Source organism: Leptospira ilyithenensis, assembly GCF_004771005.1.
GTDB lineage: Bacteria > Spirochaetota > Leptospiria > Leptospirales > Leptospiraceae > Leptospira_A > Leptospira_A ilyithenensis.
In genome coordinates, this window is record NZ_RQHV01000061.1 from 405,158 (window position 1) to 426,836 (window position 21,679).

The following is a 21,679-nucleotide window of genomic DNA, read 5'->3' on the forward strand; positions in this document are numbered from 1 at the left end:
TTTTTAAAGGAAAGATACGAGTCTTGTATCGGTAGTTGCAGAGAGGTTATTGGCTTACGAGCAGCCTGTCGTTGATCCGCAAGAGATACATTTCAAACAAGCTCCATTGCGAACCATTTGAAAGGAACCGCATTCAGTACAGGAGTCTCCCGTATAACCCTTGATCCTCGCTTCCGCAATATTCTTAAGAGTTTCTGCAGCAGTAGCTCCTGTTCCTTGTGAACTGGCAGTTCCTGCAGCAACAGCCCCGACCAATGTAGGCTCTTGTTTTTCTTCTATCACAGACTTCATGGATAGAGGGGAAACTTGTATCGGAGTAGAGGAGTTTCCGCCCCGTTCAGGCTTTCCCACTAGAGGAGGCTCTTTAGTTTCGGCTTTTCTACCCAGTTCGTCCGTTCTTAGATCTTCAGGAGAAACTTGAGCTAAGTCGTATCTACCGAGATAAGTGATCGCCAATTCTCTGAAGATATAGTCGATCACTGAAGTAGACATCTTGATATGAGTGTTGCCGGAAACCATTCCGTTCGGTTCAAATTTGAAGAATGTAAACGCATCCACAAATTCTTCCAAAGGAACTCCGTGTTGTAGTCCGAGAGAGATTGCAATTGCAAACGCATTCATAAGAGAACGGAAAGCCGCTCCTTCTTTGTGCATATCTACAAAGATCTCGCCTAACTGGCCATCTTCGTATTCTCCCGTGCGCAGATAAACTTTATGTCCGCCTACCATTGCTTTTTGAGTATAACCTGCGCGACGATGCGGAAGTTTTCTTCTTTCTGCAATGTATTTATAGACTAGTTTTTCTGCAGCTTCCGTTACCGTCTTCGGAGCAGACGCGGAAAGATGCACTGTTTCTTCTTCCTCTTCTCCCACTGCACTTAAGAGTTGGAATACGGAGTTCAGAGGTTGGGATAGTTTGGATCCGTCACGGTAAAGTGCATTTGCCTTGATCATTACTTTCCATGACATTAGGTATGCATCTTTTACATCGTCAACAGTCGCTTCTTCAGGAAGGTTGATGGTTTTAGAAATGGCTCCTGAAATAAAAGGTTGCGCAGCCGCCATAATACGGATATGGGATTGGTAAGAAAGGAAACGTTTTCCATATTTACCGCATTTGTTTGCGCAATCAAAAACCGCCAGGTCTTTCTCTTTGATATAAGGAGCATTTTCAATCGTCATGGTTCCGCAAACATAATCGTTTGCTTGTGCGATTTCATTCGCAGTAAAACCGACTCGCTCCAGTAAGTTGAAGTTCGGATTGTTGTAAACGCTTGGATCAATTCCCAAAGTTTTGTTTAGGAAATTTTCGCCAAGCGTGTATTTGTTGAATGCAAATTGAACATCAAAAACGAATGGAAGTTGTTTTTCCAGTTTTTCCAGAATTTCTTCCGTAAAACCTTTCTCTTTGAGTCTTGCTGTATTCAAACCGGGAGCACCGTTGAAAGTAGCGTGACCTTTACAGTAGTTTACAATCGCATCCTGTTCTGCTTGGTTGTAGCCTAGCTTTTTAAGAGCAATCGGAACCGACTGGTTGATGATTTTAAAGTATCCGCCACCTGCCAGTTTTTTGTATTTCACCAGAGCAAAGTCAGGTTCGATTCCTGTAGTATCACAATCCATAACAAGACCGATGGTTCCTGTCGGAGCGATCACAGTTACTTGCGCATTTCTATATCCGTAAAGATTACCCAATTCCAAGGCACGATCGGAATCTTCTTTCGCAGCTTGCAATAGATAAGTAGGCAGATAAGAAGGATTGATTCCGATCGGAGTGATGGTAAGTCCTTCATATTCTTCTTTAGGAGCGTTGTAGGCAGCTCTTCTATGGTTACGAATCACTCGGAGCATATGCTCTTTGTTTTTTTCATATCCGTTGAACGGGCCGAGTTCCTTTGCCATTTCCGCAGAAGTAGCATAAGCAGTCATATGTAGGATGGAAGTAATCGCACCTGTGACAGCCATTGCTTCTTTGGAATCATAAGGAATTCCCATAACCATAAGGAGTGATCCCAGGTTCGCATAACCAAGGCCAAGTGTTCTGAATTTGTAAGAGAGCTCAGCAATTTCCTTGGAAGGAAATTGTGCCATAAGAACCGAGATTTCCAGGATGATTGTCCAGATTTTGCAAAGATAACGGTATCCTTCTACATCGAAGCTACCATCTTCTTTCAAAAACTTAACCAAGTTCGCGGAAGCAAGGTTACACGCAGTGTTGTCCAGGAACATATACTCGGAACAAGGATTGGACGCATTGATCGTTCCGTCTTCCGGACAAGTGTGCCATTCGTTTATCGTAGTATGATATTGTGTTCCCGGATCTGCGGAACTCCAAGCGGCGTTGGAAATTTTTTCCCAAAGATCACGAGCTCTTACCGTTTTTGACGGTTTTGTTTCTCGTTTTTCTCTGTTAGCTTTTTCTCGTTCCGTTCTGTTATAAAGGTGGAAAGGAAGGTCTTTTTCAACAGCTTCCATAAATTCATTTGTAATTCGAACAGAGTTGTTTGAGTTTTGACCCGAAACCGTATTATATGCTTCCGACTGCCAATCCGTAGTCAATTCTTCAAATAGAATGTCTTTGTAACCTTGTTTGGAAAGGTCGATCACACGTTTGATATAATTGTCGGCGATAAACGATTTACGTGCTTTCTGAATGGCTTTTTTTAAGAACTCATTTGCGGCGGGATCGTATGCTTTTTCTTCTCCGAGGGTTTGTTTCCCTTGGGTGCAGGCAGCCATGATTTCATTGAGAAGTTTGTTATTGAGAATGGAACCTGTAACAAGAGATGCTACTTTTTTCTCTTCTTGCACTTTCCAATCTATGAACTCTTCGATATCCGGATGATCCATATCCAAACATACCATTTTTGCGGCACGTCTGGTGGTTCCGCCTGACTTGATGGCTCCTGCGGCTCTGTCTCCGATTTTCAAGAAGGACATTAGTCCCGAACTTTTGCCACCACCTGACAAGGATTCGTTGGCGGCCCGTAGGTTGGAAAAGTTGGTTCCTGTTCCCGAACCGTATTTGAATAGGCGGGCTTCCCGAACCCAAAGATCCATAATTCCGCCTTCGTTTACCAGGTCATCATCTACTGATTGAATGAAACAAGCGTGCGGTTGCGGGTGTTCGTAGGAAGATGCGGAACGAACTAATTTTCCCGATTTGGGATCTACATAATAATGACCTTGGGACTTTCCGTCGATTCCATACGCCCAGTTGAGTCCCGTATTGAACCACTGAGGCGAGTTAGGTGCTGACATTTGACTTGCCAGCATGAAGATTGTCTCTTCATAGAAAGCTTTTGCACTTTCTTCATCGGAAAAATAACCGTATTTGTAACCCCAATAGGTCCAACATCCCGAAAGGCGGTGGAATACTTGTTTGGAGTCTGTTTCTCCCACGAAGCGATCTTCCGGCTTCAGGGCAGATAATTTTTCATCATCGGGAACGGACCTTTGGAGCCAGTCGGGAATTCCGTTTTCTTTGAGTTTTTTGAGGTATTTGGGCACTCCCTTTCTTCGGAAATACTTTTGCGCCAGGATGTCTGTGGCAACCTGCGACCAGAAGTCCGGAACTTCTACATCGTTGGCTTCGAATACAGCCGAACCATCAGGATTTGTAATCTTCGAATCCTTCTTTACCCATACTATGTTTGGGTAAAGACCAGTGTTTCCCTTTGTAAAATGCCTCTCAATTCTCATGCTGACCCCGTCTCAAACAACAAACCGTTCATTATATATTTCTGACCCCAACCAGGAGTGGCTAAGGATTATGTCACTATGAAGGGAAGCAAATTAGGAAACATTCATTTTTATAGAAAACTTGTCTGATTTTTCCGATTTTTTTCGTTTTTAAATGATTAAGTCTCATTTTTTTTAAGTTGACCGGAGAGGTTTCTTAAATATTCTGTCCAGAGAGATTGGTTATTCCCCTTTAGCTCAGTCGGTAGAGCAAATGACTGTTAATCATTGGGTCGCTGGTTCGAGCCCAGCAGGGGGAGCCAATTTTTGCTTCCTTTTCCCGTTTCTCACACCTTTTCGGCTCCATTTTTCTCCATTTCCGCCCCACAATTTAGTTTTTCTTAGAGAATCCACTTTTCTTTTTAAGTGCCGATTCCCATATTTTAGATTCAGCTTACAACTTTTTCAAATAGAAGGAAAGAAGATTTGAATTTTTCCCGGATCCACCTCTCAAAAATCTCCTCAGTGTTTGTTCTTTCCCTATTGAATTTGTTTCTATTTTCTCAAAGTCTTTTGGGGCAAGAGGCGGGTATAATTTCAGATTCGGATCCGAAACAACTGATTTTTGTAATTCAGGAACCGAATCAAACTACTGCGAGGATTCATTTTTACGAACTATCCGACGGGGATTGGGTGGAAAACCTTTCGTCTTTTCTTGTATCCGTCGGACAGACTGGAATGATTTCTTCTTCTCTCAAACGGGAAGGGGATGGCAAAACCCCTACGGGAGATTATCCTGTTTTGCGGGTTTTCGGTTACGATGAAAATTTGATTTCCGGGTTTTCCTACCACAGAATAACAAAAGACGACTATTGGGTCGATGATGTTGAATCAAAATATTATAATTTACATATAAAGAAAAAACCGAAAACAAAGCAGGTGCATCCTTTACTTCGGGGCGACGGATTTTACCGCCTTATGGTAGTTATAGAACATAATACCGCGAGTCCGGAAAAGGGCAGGGGAAGTATGATTTTTATTCATCCTTGGGAAGAGTTAACAAAATCGACATTCGGTTGCATCGGAATGCCTTATGAAAAATTGAAAGAAATGGTTCTCTGGCTGAGGTATGAAAAAAATCCCAGAATCTTTATTTCTGAAGGTATCTCGGAAAAATCTATTTCCCCCTGACCGACAAAAACAGTTTGGTTCTGTTGTTTTGATGTAACATTTACTATCCACCGGACTTAGATCTCCCATCCTTCAATTTTGCTTTTATTCAAAAAAAATAGTTGCGTAGCTAAATGGCTACATTTATATTTGTAGTTAAATAGCTACACAATGAATTTAAGACGAGATGTATTTCAAGCTATAGCAGATCCGACAAGAAGAACTATACTTCTGCTGGTAGCTTCACAAACCATGACAGCAGGTGCAATTGCTTCAAACTTTGATACTGCAAGACCGACAGTTTCAAAACATTTGCAAATACTCACTGAGTGTGAATTGCTCGAACAACAACAGAACGGCAGGGAAATTTACTATCACATCAATGCAAAAAAAATGAAAGAAGTAGCCGACTTTATCGAACCATTCCGAAAAATGTGGGATGATCGGTTTAATAAATTAGAAACAATAATGAAAAAGTACAAGACCAAAAAATAGAATCGTATGGAACTAAAAACAAAAATCAATAGCGAAGACGGCAAACAGGAATTAGTGATTACAAGGGAATTCGATTTGCCATTGGAATTACTTTTTAAAGCGTATGTAGAGCCTGAAATCGTTGAACAATGGATGGGGACCAAAGTGCTGAAACTTGAAAATAAGAATCACGGCAGTTACCAATTTGAGACAACGGATCCTAAAGGAAACAAATACCGGTTCAATGGGGTAATCCACGAGTTTAGCCACAACCGGAAAATCATTCGGACATTTGAAATGGAAAATGCCACTTTTGGCGTCCAGCTTGAATTCCTTGAATTTGAACAGCTCACAGACGACACAAGCAAGATCAATATTCATACGATATTTAAATCAGTCGCACAGAGGGATCAGATGCTGCTACTTCCCTTTGCTCAAGGCATAAATATGGCACATAACCGATTGCAAGACATTGTAAAAAAATTAGGATAACACATTATGACAAAGAAAAATAAAATTATCTATTGGATTGCTACCCTCTGGCTTGCATTAGGAATGCTATCGACCGGAATTGTACAGTTATTAAAAGTGAAAGAGGACGTTGATTTTATTATACGTTTGGGTTACCCGATCTATTTTCTAACCATACTGGGTGTTTGGAAAATTTTGGGAGTTATCGCAGTGCTTATTCCTAGATTTCCTTTAGTAAAGGAGTGGGCTTATGCAGGTTTTTTCTTTGCCATGTCCGGAGCGGCATTTTCACATCTCGCATCAGATAGTCCCTTGAATGAAATATTTCCCTCTTTGTTATTACTTACCCTAACTGTGGTATCCTGGTATTTCAGACCTGCGGATAGAAAAATCATTTAAGTGAAATGGTAATCATCCATAACTTAGAGTATCAATCAAGTAGATGGATCGGATTCTCGATGGATTAGGACTGGAGGATTAGATAAGGTATGAGCAAAAACAATAATAATAAAAAAACATTATCATTGGAACAACGAGAGATATTACTCGGAACGTTGAAAGCCCGTTTTGAGAAAAATAAGAACCGCCATAAAGGTCTCGAATGGGCTAAAATACAAACAAAGCTGGAAGCTAACACTGAAAAACTCTGGTCACTGGGTGAAATGGAAAGAACTGGCGGTGAACCGGATGTTGTTCGTTATGATAAAGAAACTGGCGAATACGTCTTTTATGATTGTTCAACGGAAAGTCCTAAAAACCGAAGAAGTGTTTGTTACGACCGCGAAGCGCTACAATCAAGGAAAGAACATAAACCGGAGAGTAGTGCCATCGATCTGGCTGCTACAATGGGAATTGAAATTTTAACGGAAGAGGAATACCGGGAATTGCAGAAACTTGGAAATTTCGATACGAAAACATCAAGCTGGATTAAAACACCTTCTGCTATTAGAGAACTCGGTGGGGCCCTCTTTGCCGATTACCGCTATGGCAATGTTTTCGTGTATCACAACGGTGCTGAATCTTATTATGCTGCCAGGGGGTTTCGCGGCTCACTACGGGTTTGAAGGTCGACGGTAGAGGTTCCTTACTTACTACGATTGGGAAGTTGCAACCAGGATTGAACACACGAGAAGTATGATGGTAACAGGCGCCCAAATGATTCTTTCCCATTCGCTTGGTGTAATTAAATTCAAAACAACTCCGATAGAAAAGAAAGCAACTACTACCCAGATGATTTTTACCGAATAAGAATACCAATCGGGAAACAAAATGCCTGCTCGGGTAAAAACGATGGTCCCCATGATTCCTAAAATCAATATTTGAAAGATACAGGCAATTCGCATCTTGAAAGGAAAAATGCCGGGGAATTTTCCACCCATAGCTAACTTTCCCCAAGGCATACCCAGTCCCAGAGCAATTTGAAATAGAATTACAATCACTAAGAAAAAACCGAATACAAATACCGATACATTCTTCATGTTTTTCTATCTGCTGCTTCTGCAGTTGCCTTCACTGCTTCAAGTGCCAGCTTCCAACCCGATCGGATGTTTTCATACTCTTTTTGATTTATAGGAACTTTAAAATCTTCCCGCCCGATTAATTCCGTAAATTCATCTTCTTTTTCGAATCTATATGTGATCACCGAATTAATGATAGGCGAATCTCCCTCTTCGGAAGCAATTGTTTCAAATAAGGAATGTTTGAAATAACTATCAGGTTCGATTTCCAGAATTTTCCCGCGGGTTAACATCTTTCCATCCAATCCTTTCCAACCGAAAGAACTTCCTTGTTTCCAGTTTGTAACATATTCTCCGCCCATTTGTCTTGTGAGAATAGGGTTTGTAAAAACTTCCCATACTGTGGAAGGTTTCGCATGAATCAGTATCTTTGTTTCAATAAAAGAGAAGTCCATTATCTTTGTTTCGCTGGAATTTTTGAAATTCCTTTCGCAAATAGAGAATGTTCTGCCGGATCCAATGGTCTGTAAACGGTTTTGGTACTTGCCGGGTATTCGGATAAGTTGTTATTGTTTTTCCAGTTGTTTTTGGGACGAATCGGTCTCTGGCTAAAACCTCCGCCGCAATTGGGGCAGACATTTTCTAAAAAACTTTCATAACAATGAAAGCAGAATGTGCATTCGAATGAACAGATCATCGCTTCCGAAGATTCGGGCGGTAGCAACTTACCGCAATTTTCACAATTGGGTCTGAGTTCTAACATAATGGTTAGATTTAAATTTCTGAATATTTTTTTGCAATGAGGATTTGCTATTTTGAGAAAACTACTCAAAATAGCAGTGTAAAAAATATTCATTGATAAGAGATCCTTTGGGTGATAAGATATTTTCTCATTTATATTTGCACAGAGACTGTTTTTCCTTTTCACATTTCTTATTGTTACTTTAAATTACGGATGTCAGGAACCTATTGTTCGACCAGGAAGGAATTCCTGTTCACCGCCAATTGCCGATTCCTTTTGGCAACCTGCAAATACGAATGAGTCTGGCTTTTCCGCAGAGACATTTTGTAATGTGCTTAGAGAATACGTCGAGAAAAACAATCGTCTACATTCGGTTTTGATCGAAAGGCACGGTAAACTCATCGCTGAAATTTATCATAATGGTAAGGACAGTCCTTTGAGTATAAGATATGGTTTTAGATTGCCATTCGATGGCGAATCAACTTTCGATAAGGAAACTTTGCATGATGTCCGATCCGTAAGCAAGAGCGTCGTATCTCTGTTATTCGGAATTGCGTTGGAGAAAAAGCTCATACCTGAAATTGATGCAAGCGTGCTTTCATCATTTCCCGAATTGGACGATCTCGGATCGGTTCAACACCGTTCTGTGACTTGGCGGCATTTGCTTACAATGAGTGGTGGTCTGGATTGGAAAGAATGGGGGCGAGGATTTTTGACTAATGACGAGGCAAGGTTGTATTGGAAAAAAGATCTGGTAAGATTTGTTTTTGAACGACCTATCATTGAACCTGCAGGAAAGGTATTTAATTATAATGGAGGAGGAACTTCCGTTCTTGCCGAAATACTTACGAAAGAAACCGAAAAGTCTCTGGATGAATTGGCTGCCGAGTGGCTTTTTCATCCGATAGGAATCAACGAGTATGAATGGGTTAAGGATCGGTATGGGCGCGCACTTGCTTTCGGTGGATTGCGTTTGCGACCGCGTGATATGTTAAAATTAGGAAGACTAATGTTGAATGGAGGCATTTGGGAAAAAAAACAAATTGTTCCGAATCAGTGGATTATGGATTCACTCAAACCGCATATTTCCACAAATATTACAATGCTCAGCGGTGACGAAAGTCCCGTAAAATATGGTTATCAATGGTGGATTGGAGAGACTTATCTTCCCAATCGAAGGGTTTCCTGGCAAGCCGCTCTCGGAAATGGCGGGCAACGAATTTATATTGTTCCCGATTTGGATCTTGTTGTGGTTACAACTGCGGGAGAATACGGGTCGGCGGGCATCGGTAAAGAGATAGGAATGTTACTGGACAAAATCATTGCGACTGCAAATTGATTTTTTTTCGTATCAAGAGCGAGCGTCTATAGGTGATTTACTTTTGAAGCATATTTCTAATTTTGAAGCAATATGGAACTTCCCATAATGTATATTATGTCGCATGAGATTTTGGATCGATTGTATGGAAAGGCACATAAGTAACACTTTAGATCACTCTCTATCATATAAGTGACATTAATGATTTATTTATATAGTAAAAAACTATTTTCGACATTCAATGCTTTACTTATCTGCAAATCTAAATTCGATCAAGTAGCAAAATTATTATCTTTTCTGCCTCAGGAGCATCGTTTCAGCTTTTACTTTTGAGCGATTTGTATTTGCCAAATTAAAGTAAGTTCACATCATAAAATATGCGCCGAAAAAAAATAATTATTACTTCAACGTTATTGGCTTTATTCGCTTCGCTTGTTCCTCTTCTGATTGCATTATATCTTTCCTATGTTTTTGCCGTCGATCATGAACAAAAACGCCTGCAGCAATTTGCACATCAGGCAATCGGTCGTTCTAACATTTCTTTTCAACAATCCATAGACGTGTTGCTGTCATTAGACAAACTTAATGTCTTGCCTTGCTCTCCGAGTCATATTGCATTTATGCAGAAATTACATTTTTCTATGCGCAATATTGAAGAGATCGGTTATTTCAAAAACGGTATTTTAAAATGTACTTCCTGGGGACATCTCGATTTGAATTTTAAAAAGTCGGATATTGATTTCGTTCTGCCATACGGAATCGAGGTATCGCTCAATGTTCGAGCGATAGTGAACGAGGATATAAGTCTGATCGGTCTTCATTATAATGATTATAATGTACTGATTCAAGCTACTCGTTTTGCGGACATTATTGTAGATCCTGATATCAGACTTTCAGTGCTAACGGAAGATGGTGTATTGTTAGGTGCAATCAACGAACCTGATTCGGATTTGATCAAATTTGCAATGGCTCATCCGGATAACAATTTCTATAAAGAGAGCCTGGTTTCCGTTGTGCATAAGTCCGGTCTGGTCGCAATTGCCATAGAGCCGGAAAGCAGATTGTTCGACAAACTTCGTCATGATCAGATTTTACTTTTATCATTCGGCCTTTTTATGGCTCTTTTTATGGTCGTATTGGTCGTCTGGTTTTCCCGTCATAGACTATCACCTTATAGCGAGTTGGCGCTTGCAATTGAAGACAAGGAATTTATCGTCCATTACCAACCTATCGTTGACCTCAGGACAGGTAAATGTGTTGGTGCTGAGGCTTTGGTTCGTTGGATTCGGGCGGACGGATCAATGATACGTCCTGATTTTTTCATTCCACTTGCGGAAGAAAGCGATTTGATCATGCGGATCACAGATCAGGTGATTGAAACGGTCGTTGCCGACATGAAGGATCTGCTTGTTTTGGATCGAAGTATCCATATTGCAATCAATGTAAGTGCAAAGGATGTTTCTTCGGGAAGGATCCTCGAAATTACGGAATCTTTGATGAAAGATACTGGAATAGAAAGACAACAAATTTGGCTGGAAGTCACCGAACGTGGATTTATGGACATAGAATCCGCCCGTGCAACGGTCGATCGTGCTCGTGAATCAGGGCATCTTGTTGCGATCGATGATTTTGGAACCGGTTATTCCAGCTTGTCATACTTGCAAGGATTTCCTTTGGATGTCATCAAAATCGATAAATCGTTTGTGGATAAGATCGAAACGGGTTCAACTACGAGCGGAGTGATTACACATATCATTGATATTGCAAAGACTCTCAATCTTATAATTGTAGCTGAAGGTGTGGAAACGCAGGAGCAATACAACTATCTGTTAAATCGCTCTGTAGAATACGGGCAGGGATGGTTATTTGCAAAGGCAATGCCGAAAAAGGACTTTATTCTTTTTCTTCGTAAGAAATAAAATTCAGATCTTCTTTTGTGATTAACAATCGGATTCCGTCTTCGATACTTAGAGAAACGGAATGCAATTCCACTTTTTCGATTTCCGTCGGAAAAAGATGAATGATTTCGGAACATTGCCTAGAGGATTCGGGTCGCAAAGGTCGATTCAGTTTACAAATCAATTCCGGAGTTTTGTAAGTTTCGGGGATCAGTATCAATCCTTGTTTTTCCACTGCAAATAATAACGCAGAGAAATTACGAATATTGCCTAGTGAGAGATTGGAAACGGTTAAACTCAAATGAAGGTGTTTCGGAGATTTTGCGGGAAGTCTTTTGAATTCGATAAATACCGGTTGACCTCCGATTTTTGCGTTTTCCTTCGCCGTATGTTTTTTTTCACTGAAACTGATGCAGCCTGCTGAAAGCAAGCTGCATAATGGAAAGATTGCAAAAAGTTTCATCAAGCTTTATTTATTGAAAGGAACCAGTATTGTTGACTTGTCACCCAACATTTGTTGAGGAAGTTTTCCGTCCCATTTTTCAATCCACATTTTCTGGATCATAAGAGGTGTCAGTTGTTGTGACTCCAGCCTGATTTGATTGGCAGTTCCTTCCGCTTTCGCTTTTTCGATTTTGGCTTGGGCAACTGCTTCTCTCAGTTCGTTTTCCCTTTGTTCCGCTTTTTGGATCTGTTCTATTTTTGCATCCAGTGCCTGTTTTACTTTATCGGGCAGTCTCATGGTCCCGATCCAATAAAGTCTTTCTACAATGATTCCTTTTGCAGCAAACTCCTGTTTTACGGCTTCCGTCGATTTTTCTATAAGCTCCACTCTTCCCTGGCCGTAAATCATATCGGAAGTCATACTGGATGCAAGCCGGTTCAATACATCCCTGACTGCAGTGCGTAAAACACTGTCGGTGATTTCATCAATACCTCTTCTGTACGTTTGGAATAGAACATTCGCTTTTTCGGGTTCCACTCGGAATTGGATTCCCACATCGGCATTGACTGTTAAACCTTCTTTGGTTTGGATATCTATGGATTCGTTTGTTTCCGAATCTTCCTGATAATCCGCAGTCCACACATAGGTTTTGGTAAATGTAGGATAGAGATAAAGTTCTTCGTTGATTCCCACCCAATAACGACCCACTCCCAGTTCTTCCGAATCAACTCCTTTACTTGAACCGAGTAAATAAACTTTTACACCTACATAACCCGCCGGTACTTTTTCACAACCGGTAATAAAAAAGGTGGAGACTAAAATAAGCAAAAAGACAGAGACTAGGAGTTTTTTATTTTTCATTGGTTTCCTTTATCCATTTTTTGAGATGATCCTTTGAAATCCAACCTACAATCGGCGGAATCCAGGATGCAACAAGGACACCTAAACCTAACAAGACTTTAGAATCTTCATTGCTTGAGATCAGACCGGGCAATTGATACGCATATAGAAAAAAATAAAAGCATAGAGATAAAAACCCTGAAAAAAATAGGAAAAATTTAACTTTTATATCCATTGCCACTCTCTTTTTTCTTTCTACTTGCCCGGAATTCTTGGAAAATCTAAGGAATTTGAGAATCAAGGTCAAATGAAAAATCAGATTCCATGCCAAAATAGATTTAAGAATTTACGAAACCCGTACGGGGTTCTAGCGTGGACTTATCCAAATGAGATATTGCCTTCTACTACAACCAAAGGAAGAACAAAATCATTTAGGACAGCACACCACACCTAATCTCGCTTCAGGAGCAATTCTATGACCTTGAGTCTGGACTTCTTTCGTTCATCCATAGGAAAGAAGATCATTATGGCCATCACCGGATTTATCTGGTTCGGTTTCGTGATCGCGCATATGCTGGGAAACTTGCAAATTTTTCAAGGTCCCGAAAAACTAAATGCGTATGCAAAGTTTTTAAAAGATCTTGGACCCTTGCTTTGGGTTGCACGTATCGGTTTACTTGTCGCTTTTTTCGGGCATGTGATAACAGCGATACTTCTTAAAAAAGAAAATTCCGCAGCAAGACCTGTCGCCTATAAAAAACAAGCAACGATTCAAGCTTCGGGTGCTTCCCGCACAATGTTCTATAGCGGACTTTTGCTTCTCACCTTTCTTATCTATCACTTGCTTCATTTTACTTTCGGTGTAACCAATCCGGATCATTACACTTTCGAGTATACTTTGAAAAACGGAGAAGTAGTTCATGATGTATATGCCATGGTGATTTTGGGCTTTCAGCAGCTGCCGATCGCCCTTGCTTATATCTTCTTTATGGTTTTTCTCTCCCTTCATTTTTCCCATGCGTTGGCTTCCATGTTTCAAACTCTCGGAATCCTTGCCCCGAAACATTTTCCGGTGATTGAAAAAACCGCCATCGGTTTAGCGTTCATTGTTTTTATCGGAAATAGTTCCATGCCAGTTTCCATCCTACTCGGATGGGTGAAGTAACGGATAAGAGGAGAAGTTATGAAATTAGATGCAAAAATACCATCCGGTCCGATTGAAAAAAAATGGGACAAACACAAACAAGATATCAAACTTGTAAACCCAGCAAACAAACGTAAGTATAAGGTCATCATTGTAGGTTCAGGTCTTGCAGGAGCATCAGCTGCGGCAACATTGTCTGAGTTAGGTTATGATGTTTCCGTTTTCTGTTTTCAAGATTCGCCCAGACGCGCCCACTCGATTGCGGCACAAGGCGGGATCAACGCTGCGAAAAACTATCAGAACGACGGGGATTCCGTTTACCGCTTGTTTTATGATACGGTGAAGGGTGGAGATTTCCGTGCTCGAGAAGGAAATGTTTACCGTCTTGCCCAAGTTTCTACAAATATCATTGACCAGTGTGTTGCACAAGGTGTTCCTTTCGCCCGTGAATACGGCGGAACTCTTTCCAACCGTTCCTTCGGTGGTGCGCAAGTATCCCGTACTTTCTATGCAAAAGGTCAAACAGGACAGCAGTTACTACTTGGTGCCTACTCTGCCCTTGAAAAACAGATCGCAAAGGGTGCGGTCAAAATGTATGCAAGAACGGAAATGTTGGAACTAGTTCTGATCGACGGTCACGCCAAAGGAATCGTCGTTCGTGATTTGGTAACCGGTGAGATTTCTTCTCATGCGGGTGATGCGGTGATTTTGGCAACGGGAGGTTACGGAAACGTATTTTATCTTTCCACCAACGCAAAAGGATCCAACGTAACTTCCACTTTCAGAGCGTTTAAAAAAGGCGCTGCATTTGCAAATCCTTGTTATACGCAAATCCACCCTACTTGCATTCCTCAATCGGGAGATTATCAATCAAAACTCACACTGATGTCCGAGTCACTTCGTAACGACGGACGGGTTTGGGTTCCTAAGAAAAAAGGAGATCTTCGTGCTCCTCATGAAATCCCTGAAGACGAAAGAGATTATTATCTCGAAAGAAAATACCCTTCCTACGGAAATTTAGCTCCTCGCGATATTTCATCACGTTCCGCCAAAGAAGCATGTGACAACGGTTTGGGAGTTGGTCCGCTTGTGGGAGACAAACGACTCGGTGTTTATTTGGATTTCTCCGATTCCATAGGAAGATTGGGAGAATCGGTTGTAGCAGATCGTTATGATAACCTTTTCCAAATGTATGAAAGAATCACCGGAGAAAACCCATACAAAGTTCCGATGCGTATTTACCCTGCCGTCCACTACACTATGGGTGGTCTTTGGGTGGATTACAACCTGATGTCAAACATTCCCGGATTGCACGTACTCGGCGAAGCAAATTTCTCCGACCATGGTGCCAACAGATTGGGTGCTTCTGCTCTTATGCAGGGACTTGCGGACGGATACTTTGTAATTCCTTATACGATCGGAGATTACTTTGCAAAAGAAGGTCATCAAAATATTTCCACAGACCGTCCCGAATTCAAAGAAGCGGAAGCTCGTGTAAAAGAGATGACTTCCAAGTTTCTTTCCATTAACGGAAAAAGAACACCGGACGATTTCCATAGAGAACTTGGAAAATTACTTTGGGACAAATGCGGTATGGCAAGAACGGACGCAGGTCTCAAAGAAGCGCTTAAAAAGATCCCTGAACTCAAAGAAGAGTTTTGGAAAAACTTAAAAGTGGCGGGAAATGGCGGAGAGCTCAACCAGGAATTGGAAAAAGCGGGACGCACTGCCGACTTCCTGGAGTTTGGCGAACTTATGTGTTTGGACGCTCTCAAGCGGGAAGAATCCTGCGGAGGCCATTTCCGTGAGGAATACCAAACCGAAGAGGGAGAAGCGCAAAGAAATGATGACAAGTTCTGTCACGTAACCGCTTGGGAATACAAAGGAGACGGAAAAACTCCTGAAGAACACAGAGAACCTCTGGAATACGAAAACATCCACCTTGCCGTAAGGAGCTATAAATAGAATGAGCGAAACAATGAAATTACACCTCAAAGTTTGGAGACAAAAAAACGCTGATGATAAGGGAAAGATGGTCAGCTACGAAGCTGATAATGTAAACGAACACATGTCTTTTCTGGAAATGTTGGATGTTGTCAATGAAGGTTTGATCTCCAAAGGAGATGAGCCGATTGCTTTTGACCATGACTGCCGCGAAGGCATTTGCGGAATGTGCTCCATGGTGATCAACGGTGTTCCCCACGGTCCAGAAAGAGGAACTACGACATGCCAGCTTCATATGAGAAAGTTCAATGACGGAGATACCGTTTATATCGAGCCTTGGAGAGCAAAAGCTTTCCCTGTGGTAAAAGATTTAGTGGTAGATCGTTCCGCATTTGATCGGGTCATCCAAGCAGGCGGTTATGTATCTGTGAATACAGGTGGCGCTCCTGATGGAAACGCACTTCCTATTTCGAAAGTGAATGCCGACCTTTCGATGGATGCTGCGACTTGTATCGGTTGTGGGGCTTGTGTTGCTGCTTGTAAGAATGCATCGGCCATGTTATTCGTATCCGCAAAAGTTTCCCATTTGGCACTTTTGCCCCAAGGCCAAGTGGAGAAAAAAGAAAGAGTTCGTAAAATGGTCGCAGCAATGGACAAAGAAGGATTTGGAAATTGCACAAACCAATACGAGTGCGAAGCAGCTTGTCCGAAAGAGATTTCGGTAAACTTTATCACAAGACTCAATAGAGAATTTATCGCAAGTTAAGCGATTTCTTTTCCATAGTTTCTTTTGTAAAATTAGAAACCCGGGGGATTTTCCTTCGGGTTTTTTATTTAGCTCGGGGACATCCGATTGCAGATTTTTGCAAAAATAAGATGTAAAATCTAATTCCAATCGGATTCGTTTAGAAGAATGCCCATAAAATTTTCGGGAGATTTTCTTCCTGTTTCCAGATCTTCCCTAAAATAATTTAAAAAATGAATGTCTTTGTTTCTTTTTTTTCTTCCCGCCTCCAATACTTGAATTCGGTTGAGCGTGCTTGTTTTCAGTAGATCCTTTTTTTGCGAATCGATGCCAGTGTAATCCGAGCTTGGCGGTATTGTTGCGTTCCAAAGTTTCAGTTGGGAATACAATCGAAACCGTTCCATTGCGTTGTACTTGCCGGACAACTGATCCGAATGTCCTCCGTGGCGAATCATCAATTCTTCTTCCAGAAGTCCGACCCATTCGCCTTTGGCTGTTATGCGAATCCAGAAATCGTAATCTTCGCAAGTTTGCAATCTTTCGTCGAACCCGCCGGCTTCTTCCCATAATTCCCTACCTAGAATCACACTGGAAGGAGTGATCAGACAAAGTTCCAGGCATTCCTGAAAGATATCCCCTTCTTTTTTTTTATGTTTTCCCAAAGGTTTTACTTTGTTTCCGTTTTTGATCCAGGTTTCATTCGTTTGGGAAATCCGAATTTCAGGATGGTCTTTATGATAATTGATTTGTTTGGAAATTTTTTCAGGCAACCAAAGGTCGTCTGAGTCCAGAAAGCAAATCCATTTTCCGAAAGATCTTTCCACTCCGAAGTTGCGTGCACCGGACACTCCCCTATGAATGATTTGATGGAGTTGAATGGACTTTGTATTTTTACCGAAGCCAGTGAGATTTGATTTCCATCCGGGGTATTCACTTAATAGAGATTGCCAGGTATCATCCTTTGATCCGTCATCCACTACAATGAGTTCCCAATTCCCGTAGGTTTGTGAAATAACGGATTCGATAGCTTTCTTTGTAGTGTCGGGGCGATGGAATGTAGGAAGAATGATGGAGACAAGAGGAGTAGACATGAATTTAAACCAAATGTTCTCCAGCTGGCTTTGGTGCTTTCGGATCCAAGATCCGATCCAAATGATTCAATAAACCGCCTTGGTGCAAATAAAGCCAGTCGGATTCCTTATCCTCTTGGGATAGAAAAAAGTTTTTCCCTGGATCGGAAAAATCTTCCATACATTTCCAGGATTTTGTGCTGTAAATCGGTTCTAACATAATTCCTGTCATATGATATACTTCTTTCGTTTTCCGAATCAACTCTTCGTTCACTTCTCCGAATTTTTTGTTTTGTTCCGGTTCTAAAAGAATATATTCTCCCAAATCCGTTTCTGTCAGATGAATGGATTTCAGATACAAAGGTAATTTTTTTAAAAAACGATCTTTCCTTTCCCCGATTAGAATACCGACTACCTTTACGGATGTGTTTTTAAAAAAGGATGCAGCAGAAATAAAACTAAGCCCGGAGCCGATTTCTAAGAACAATAGGGTCGGCTTGGCAATTCGATTTTTTACCATTTCCCAAAAATCATTTAATTTTAATAAGGCGGAGTGGTGAAATCCGTATTCAGGAACTAAAAATTCATTTTCCTCCGAATCTTTTCCGAGTGAGTCCAAACATTCCTTTCTAGTGGAAAAAAGAAAGATTTCGGACGCGTAGTTTCGAATGATTTTACTGTTTGCACTTCGAAGATTTGCGTTACGATGATAGGCAAAAACTTCCACGTTAAATCCAGAGATAGAGAATAAAAAGGAATATGCTGATAGAAAGTTACTATGGAGAGAACCTACCAAACGAATTTTTTCGATTTGATTTTTACGAAGGAAATCCAAAAGCCCTAAGGCTTTACGAATCTTAGTTCCCATCCCGAAACAGAGTTTATCATCTCTTAGAATTTGTAGTTTTCTCGTGGGAGTGAGTAAAACCTGGGAAATTTCCATATCAGGTCCATTGTATTGGTTTTGAATTTTTCCCAACATAGAGATTTTCTTAAAGAATACATACTTAGAAACAGGCAAATGTTTCTTTATTTAAAAAGCAAAACTAGTCCCCGGTTTTTAAAATAGAAAGGAATGCTTCTTGAGGAATTTCCACAGATCCAATCTGCTTCATTCTTTTTTTACCTTCTTTCTGTTTTTCCAATAGTTTTTTCTTTCGGGAGATATCGCCGCCGTAGCACTTTGCAGTTACGTTTTTACGAAGTGCGGAGATGCTTTCTCTCGCCACTACTTTCGCACCGATTGCCGCCTGCAAAGGAATCATAAATTGGTGTCTAGGGATCAGATCTTTCAGTTTTTCGATGATGATTCGCCCGCGATCCTCCGCTTTCGATTTATGAACAATCGAAGAAAGTGCATCCACCGGCTCCGCATTCACAAGAATATCCATTTTTACCAATTTGGATTCCCTATATCCTATCTCTTCGTAATCGAGAGACGCATAACCTTTGGTATGCGATTTTAATTTATCGTAAAATTCGAAAATCAATTCCGCGAGGGGCAGCTCGTAGGTCAATTGTACTTTGTCTTTGGATAGATAAACCGTATCCATATGGATACCCCGCTTCTCAATGACGAGCGACATGATATTTCCCACATAATGATCAGGAGCGATGATTGTTGCTTTTACATAAGGCTCTTCTGATTTGTCGATTGTAATGGTTTCCGGCCATTTGGAAGGGTTGTCGATTTCATACACTTCCCCTTTCGTATTTGTAATTCTGAATTTTACAGATGGAGCCGTCGTAATCAGATCCAGATTGAATTCTCTCTCCAATCTTTCCTGAACGATTTCCATATGAAGGAGTCCTAAATACCCGACCCGGAATCCGAACCCGAGCGCTACCGAATTTTCCCTTTCGAATGTAAGCGCGGAATCGTTTAATTTCAGTTTTTCAATTGCATCGACAAATGCGTCAAAATCCTCGCCATTGATGGGAAAAAGTCCGGCAAATACCATCGGTTTGGCGTCTTTGAATCCGTGTACGATGGAATCAGTTTGGTTGTTGGCGAGTGTGACAGTGTCACCTGTTTTTGCGTCACCCATCTTTTTCATACCCGCCACCACATAACCTACGTCACCCGCTTGCAGGCCATCCATGCTAACCATAGTAAGGCGGTTGACTCCGACTTCCGTAACCGGAAATTGGCGGCCTATGTTCATCATATGAATCACATCGCCTTTTTTCAGCTTCCCGTCGAAAACCCTCAATTTCGCTACCACACCCATATATGTATCAAAGAAGGAATCGTAGATCAGTGCTTTGAGTGGTTTGTCTATATCACCTTTCGGTTCAGGAATCAGATAGCAGATGGCTTCCAATACGTCTTTTACATTCAAACCGGTTTTGGCGGAGATAGGAATCGCTTCGTCCGGGTCAAGCCCGAGCGACTCCTCAATCATGAGTTTGCATTTGTCTATGTCTGCAGAAGGTAAATCGATTTTATTGATAACAGGGATGATGCGAAGATCTAACTCCATCGCCAAATATAAGTTAGCAAGAGTTTGCGCTTCTACGCCTTGGCTCGCGTCTACAATCAATAACACACCTTCACATGCGGCGAGAGAACGGGAAACCTCGTAAGTAAAGTCCACGTGGCCTGGTGTATCTATGAGATTCAAATGATAAAGGTTCCCGTCTTTGGCCAGGTAGTCGAAAGAGGCGTTGTTTGCCTTAATCGTGATTCCTCTTTCTCTTTCGATGTCCATGGAATCCAAGATCTGGTCTTTTTTGGTTCTTTGGTCTGTGACTAGTCCTATTTCCAATAGCCTGTCCGCCAAAGTAGATTTTCCATGATCCACGTGGGCTATGATGGAAAAATTTCGGGTAAATTTTTGGCGTTGATTCAAGTGATCCTCTTCTTTTTAAGTCATTTTCCCGCAAGGGATAGGATTGTCTAAAAAGTTTATTGTCAGACCATTAAAAATCCCTACCATGGAAGCATAGAAAACCCTAGGAGAAACGAAGACCTATATGGCAGAAAAATCAATCATCCGTTCCATCAAAGCTCGAGAAATCATGGATTCCCGAGGAAACCCCACAGTAGAAGTGGATGTGACTTTAGAAGATGGTTCCTTTGGACGGGCGGCAGTTCCTTCCGGCGCTTCCACTGGAGAACACGAGGCGGTTGAACTTCGTGACGGTGATAAAAAAAGATACCTGGGCAAAGGTGTTACCAAAGCAGTTGATAATGTAAATTCCAAGATCACAAAGGCACTGATCGGTCAGAACGCTTTGGACCAAATCGCAATCGACGGGACAATGATTGCCCTGGACGGAACTTCGAATAAGTCAAAGTTAGGTGCCAATTCCATTCTGGGAGTTTCTTTAGCGGTTGCTAAAGCAAGTGCAAATCATGTAGGTTTGCCATTGTATCGTTATATCGGAGGGTCTTTTGCCCGTGAACTTCCCGTTCCCATGATGAATATCATCAACGGAGGAGCACACGCTGATAATAATATTGATTTCCAGGAATTTATGATCCTTCCTGTTTCCGCTCCTAATTTTAAAGAAGCTTTACGAATGGGCGCTGAAGTTTTTCACAATCTGAAGTCTGTTCTCAAATCCAAAGGTTTGAATACTGCCGTAGGTGACGAAGGCGGATTTGCCCCCAACCTATCTAGCAATAGTGAGGCGATTGAGGTGATTCTGCAAGCGATCGAAAAAGCAGGATATAAACCTGACACAGACATTAAAATCGGGTTGGATTGCGCAGCCTCCGAGTTCTATGACGAGAAGAAAAAAAAATACGTTTTGAAGGCTGAGAAAAAGCCGGAAAAAACTGCGGAAGAACTCATTGAATACTACTCAAATTTAGTTTCAAAGTATCCGATCATTACTATGGAAGATGGTTTGGATGAAAACGATTGGATCGGCTGGAAAAAGCTTTCTGAAAAATTGGGTAAAAAAATCCAGTTGGTTGGTGACGACTTGTTCGTAACCAATATTGAAAAACTTTCCAAAGGAATTCAAAAGGGAATCGGAAACTCCATCCTGATAAAGGTGAACCAAATAGGATCTCTGACAGAAACTCTCAGTGCTATTGAAATGGCAAAAAAGGCACAATATTCCGCAGTGATTTCGCATAGATCGGGAGAAACTGAGGATGCTACCATTTCTCATATCGCTGTGGCAACCAATGCAGGTCAGATCAAGACCGGTTCTCTTAGCCGCACGGATCGGATTGCCAAATACAACGAACTACTTCGTATTGAAGAAGAATTGGGAAAAACGGCAGTATTTTCAGGAAAGGAAACTTTTTACAATCTGAGATAAAT

At 41.3% G+C, this 21,679-nt stretch carries 21 protein-coding genes and 1 tRNA gene; 12 read left to right on the forward strand and 10 right to left on the reverse strand.

The window, feature by feature from the left end; translation table 11 throughout:
- Positions 1-54: 54 nt before the first annotated feature.
- Positions 55-3,702, reverse strand: a complete 3,648-nt coding sequence (locus EHS11_RS15275; protein ID WP_135765235.1) for a vitamin B12-dependent ribonucleotide reductase — start codon at positions 3,700-3,702, stop codon at positions 55-57.
- 226 nt (positions 3,703-3,928) lie between these two features.
- Here EHS11_RS15275 and EHS11_RS15280 point away from each other — a divergent pair.
- The 6 genes from EHS11_RS15280 (at position 3,929) to EHS11_RS15305 (ending at position 6,860) form a co-directional block, all read left to right on the forward strand.
- Positions 3,929-4,004 (forward strand) — tRNA-Asn (locus tag EHS11_RS15280).
- Positions 4,005-4,167: 163 nt separating this feature from the next.
- Positions 4,168-4,872 carry a L,D-transpeptidase family protein gene (locus tag EHS11_RS15285; protein ID WP_167884464.1) on the forward strand — a complete coding sequence of 235 codons (705 nt, stop codon included), beginning with the start codon at positions 4,168-4,170 and terminating at the stop codon, positions 4,870-4,872.
- Positions 4,873-5,022: 150 nt separating this feature from the next.
- Positions 5,023-5,346, forward strand: a complete 324-nt coding sequence (locus EHS11_RS15290) for an ArsR/SmtB family transcription factor (RefSeq protein WP_135765237.1) — start codon at positions 5,023-5,025, stop codon at positions 5,344-5,346.
- A 6-nt stretch (positions 5,347-5,352) separates the two neighbouring features.
- Positions 5,353-5,817, forward strand: coding sequence for an SRPBCC family protein (locus tag EHS11_RS15295; RefSeq protein WP_135765238.1), 465 nt, complete (start codon positions 5,353-5,355; stop codon positions 5,815-5,817).
- A gap of 6 nt (positions 5,818-5,823) precedes the next feature.
- On the forward strand, positions 5,824-6,195 hold the full coding sequence (locus tag EHS11_RS15300; protein WP_135765239.1) for a DoxX family protein: 372 nt from the start codon (positions 5,824-5,826) through the stop codon (positions 6,193-6,195).
- Between the two features lie 89 nt (positions 6,196-6,284).
- The gene (locus tag EHS11_RS15305) at positions 6,285-6,860 is read left to right on the forward strand and encodes a DUF4256 domain-containing protein (protein WP_135765240.1); all 576 of its coding nucleotides are present in this window, start codon (positions 6,285-6,287) and stop codon (positions 6,858-6,860) included.
- 27 nt (positions 6,861-6,887) lie between these two features.
- On the opposite strand, the gene EHS11_RS15310 is transcribed toward EHS11_RS15305, so the two are convergent.
- The 3 genes from EHS11_RS15310 to EHS11_RS15320 are packed head-to-tail and all read right to left on the reverse strand — an operon-like array spanning position 6,888 to position 8,109.
- A complete protein-coding gene (locus EHS11_RS15310; RefSeq protein WP_135765241.1) occupies positions 6,888-7,274 on the reverse strand; it encodes a hypothetical protein in 387 nt (128 codons plus the stop codon).
- Positions 7,271-7,708: an SRPBCC family protein gene (locus EHS11_RS15315; RefSeq protein WP_135765242.1), complete on the reverse strand. Its 438-nt coding sequence runs from the start codon at positions 7,706-7,708 to the stop codon at positions 7,271-7,273. Before EHS11_RS15315 ends, EHS11_RS15310 begins: the two co-directional genes overlap by 4 nt.
- Positions 7,708-8,109: a DUF1272 domain-containing protein gene (locus EHS11_RS15320; protein ID WP_246047933.1), complete on the reverse strand. Its 402-nt coding sequence runs from the start codon at positions 8,107-8,109 to the stop codon at positions 7,708-7,710. The genes EHS11_RS15315 and EHS11_RS15320 overlap by 1 nt, the downstream gene beginning before the upstream one ends.
- Positions 8,110-8,326: 217 nt before the next feature.
- Here EHS11_RS15320 and EHS11_RS15325 point away from each other — a divergent pair, with 217 nt between their 5' ends.
- Positions 8,327-9,334, forward strand: coding sequence for a serine hydrolase domain-containing protein (locus tag EHS11_RS15325; RefSeq protein ID WP_167884465.1), 1,008 nt, complete (start codon positions 8,327-8,329; stop codon positions 9,332-9,334).
- 356 nt (positions 9,335-9,690) lie between these two features.
- Positions 9,691-11,232: an EAL domain-containing protein gene (locus EHS11_RS15330; protein ID WP_135765244.1), complete on the forward strand. Its 1,542-nt coding sequence runs from the start codon at positions 9,691-9,693 to the stop codon at positions 11,230-11,232.
- On the opposite strand, the gene EHS11_RS15335 is transcribed toward EHS11_RS15330, so the two are convergent.
- Genes EHS11_RS15335 through EHS11_RS15345 form a run of 3 tightly spaced genes read right to left on the reverse strand, consistent with a single transcriptional unit; the run spans position 11,207 to position 12,731 of the window.
- A complete protein-coding gene (locus tag EHS11_RS15335) occupies positions 11,207-11,674 on the reverse strand; it encodes a hypothetical protein (RefSeq protein ID WP_135765245.1) in 468 nt (155 codons plus the stop codon). The genes EHS11_RS15330 and EHS11_RS15335 overlap by 26 nt on opposite strands.
- Before the next feature lie 6 nt (positions 11,675-11,680).
- A complete protein-coding gene (locus tag EHS11_RS15340; protein ID WP_135765246.1) occupies positions 11,681-12,517 on the reverse strand; it encodes an SPFH domain-containing protein in 837 nt (278 codons plus the stop codon).
- The gene (locus tag EHS11_RS15345; RefSeq protein WP_135765247.1) at positions 12,507-12,731 is read right to left on the reverse strand and encodes a hypothetical protein; all 225 of its coding nucleotides are present in this window, start codon (positions 12,729-12,731) and stop codon (positions 12,507-12,509) included. Before EHS11_RS15345 ends, EHS11_RS15340 begins: the two co-directional genes overlap by 11 nt.
- Positions 12,732-12,971: 240 nt before the next feature.
- Between EHS11_RS15345 and EHS11_RS15350 the strand changes: the two genes are divergently transcribed.
- From EHS11_RS15350 to EHS11_RS15360, 3 genes are read left to right on the forward strand one after another with little or no spacing between them, the layout of a single operon-like run.
- Positions 12,972-13,661 (forward strand): succinate dehydrogenase cytochrome b subunit, encoded by a 690-nt coding sequence (locus EHS11_RS15350; protein WP_135765248.1) that lies wholly within the window; start codon positions 12,972-12,974, stop codon positions 13,659-13,661.
- Positions 13,662-13,679: 18 nt separating this feature from the next.
- Positions 13,680-15,605 carry a fumarate reductase/succinate dehydrogenase flavoprotein subunit gene (locus EHS11_RS15355; protein WP_135765249.1) on the forward strand — a complete coding sequence of 642 codons (1,926 nt, stop codon included), beginning with the start codon at positions 13,680-13,682 and terminating at the stop codon, positions 15,603-15,605.
- A 13-nt stretch (positions 15,606-15,618) separates the two neighbouring features.
- Positions 15,619-16,350 (forward strand): succinate dehydrogenase/fumarate reductase iron-sulfur subunit, encoded by a 732-nt coding sequence (locus EHS11_RS15360; RefSeq protein ID WP_135765500.1) that lies wholly within the window; start codon positions 15,619-15,621, stop codon positions 16,348-16,350.
- Between the two features lie 119 nt (positions 16,351-16,469).
- Here EHS11_RS15360 and EHS11_RS15365 read toward each other — a convergent pair whose 3' ends face one another.
- The 3 genes from EHS11_RS15365 to lepA all read right to left on the reverse strand — a co-directional run bounded on the left by EHS11_RS15365 (position 16,470) and on the right by lepA (position 20,251).
- On the reverse strand, positions 16,470-17,420 hold the full coding sequence (locus tag EHS11_RS15365) for a glycosyltransferase family 2 protein (protein WP_135765250.1): 951 nt from the start codon (positions 17,418-17,420) through the stop codon (positions 16,470-16,472).
- A gap of 4 nt (positions 17,421-17,424) precedes the next feature.
- Positions 17,425-18,381, reverse strand: coding sequence for a hypothetical protein (locus EHS11_RS15370; RefSeq protein ID WP_135765251.1), 957 nt, complete (start codon positions 18,379-18,381; stop codon positions 17,425-17,427).
- Positions 18,382-18,445: 64 nt separating this feature from the next.
- Entirely contained in the window at positions 18,446-20,251 is a 1,806-nt protein-coding gene (gene lepA, locus EHS11_RS15375; RefSeq protein WP_135765252.1) for a translation elongation factor 4, read from the reverse strand.
- A 124-nt stretch (positions 20,252-20,375) separates the two neighbouring features.
- Here lepA and eno point away from each other — a divergent pair, with 124 nt between their 5' ends.
- A complete protein-coding gene (eno, locus tag EHS11_RS15380; RefSeq protein ID WP_135765253.1) occupies positions 20,376-21,677 on the forward strand; it encodes a phosphopyruvate hydratase in 1,302 nt (433 codons plus the stop codon).
- Positions 21,678-21,679: the final 2 nt, after the last annotated feature.

Excerpts from the sequence above, each read along its gene's own strand:
- EHS11_RS15275 (WP_135765235.1), bottom strand. The coding sequence starts at position 3,702 with ATGAGAATTGAGAGGCATTTTACAAAGGGAAACACTGGTCTTTACCCA.
- EHS11_RS15290 (WP_135765237.1), top strand. The coding sequence starts at position 5,023 with ATGAATTTAAGACGAGATGTATTTCAAGCTATAGCAGATCCGACAAGA.
- EHS11_RS15295 (WP_135765238.1), top strand. The coding sequence starts at position 5,353 with ATGGAACTAAAAACAAAAATCAATAGCGAAGACGGCAAACAGGAATTA.
- EHS11_RS15300 (WP_135765239.1), top strand. The coding sequence starts at position 5,824 with ATGACAAAGAAAAATAAAATTATCTATTGGATTGCTACCCTCTGGCTT.
- EHS11_RS15305 (WP_135765240.1), top strand. The coding sequence starts at position 6,285 with ATGAGCAAAAACAATAATAATAAAAAAACATTATCATTGGAACAACGA.
- EHS11_RS15310 (WP_135765241.1), bottom strand. The coding sequence starts at position 7,274 with ATGAAGAATGTATCGGTATTTGTATTCGGTTTTTTCTTAGTGATTGTA.
- EHS11_RS15315 (WP_135765242.1), bottom strand. The coding sequence starts at position 7,708 with ATGGACTTCTCTTTTATTGAAACAAAGATACTGATTCATGCGAAACCT.
- EHS11_RS15320 (WP_246047933.1), bottom strand. The coding sequence starts at position 8,109 with ATGAATATTTTTTACACTGCTATTTTGAGTAGTTTTCTCAAAATAGCA.
- EHS11_RS15330 (WP_135765244.1), top strand. The coding sequence starts at position 9,691 with ATGCGCCGAAAAAAAATAATTATTACTTCAACGTTATTGGCTTTATTC.
- EHS11_RS15335 (WP_135765245.1), bottom strand. The coding sequence starts at position 11,674 with ATGAAACTTTTTGCAATCTTTCCATTATGCAGCTTGCTTTCAGCAGGC.
- EHS11_RS15340 (WP_135765246.1), bottom strand. The coding sequence starts at position 12,517 with ATGAAAAATAAAAAACTCCTAGTCTCTGTCTTTTTGCTTATTTTAGTC.
- EHS11_RS15345 (WP_135765247.1), bottom strand. The coding sequence starts at position 12,731 with ATGGATATAAAAGTTAAATTTTTCCTATTTTTTTCAGGGTTTTTATCT.
- EHS11_RS15350 (WP_135765248.1), top strand. The coding sequence starts at position 12,972 with ATGACCTTGAGTCTGGACTTCTTTCGTTCATCCATAGGAAAGAAGATC.
- EHS11_RS15355 (WP_135765249.1), top strand. The coding sequence starts at position 13,680 with ATGAAATTAGATGCAAAAATACCATCCGGTCCGATTGAAAAAAAATGG.
- EHS11_RS15360 (WP_135765500.1), top strand. The coding sequence starts at position 15,619 with ATGAAATTACACCTCAAAGTTTGGAGACAAAAAAACGCTGATGATAAG.
- EHS11_RS15365 (WP_135765250.1), bottom strand. The coding sequence starts at position 17,420 with ATGTCTACTCCTCTTGTCTCCATCATTCTTCCTACATTCCATCGCCCC.
- EHS11_RS15370 (WP_135765251.1), bottom strand. The coding sequence starts at position 18,381 with ATGTTGGGAAAAATTCAAAACCAATACAATGGACCTGATATGGAAATT.
- eno (WP_135765253.1), top strand. The coding sequence starts at position 20,376 with ATGGCAGAAAAATCAATCATCCGTTCCATCAAAGCTCGAGAAATCATG.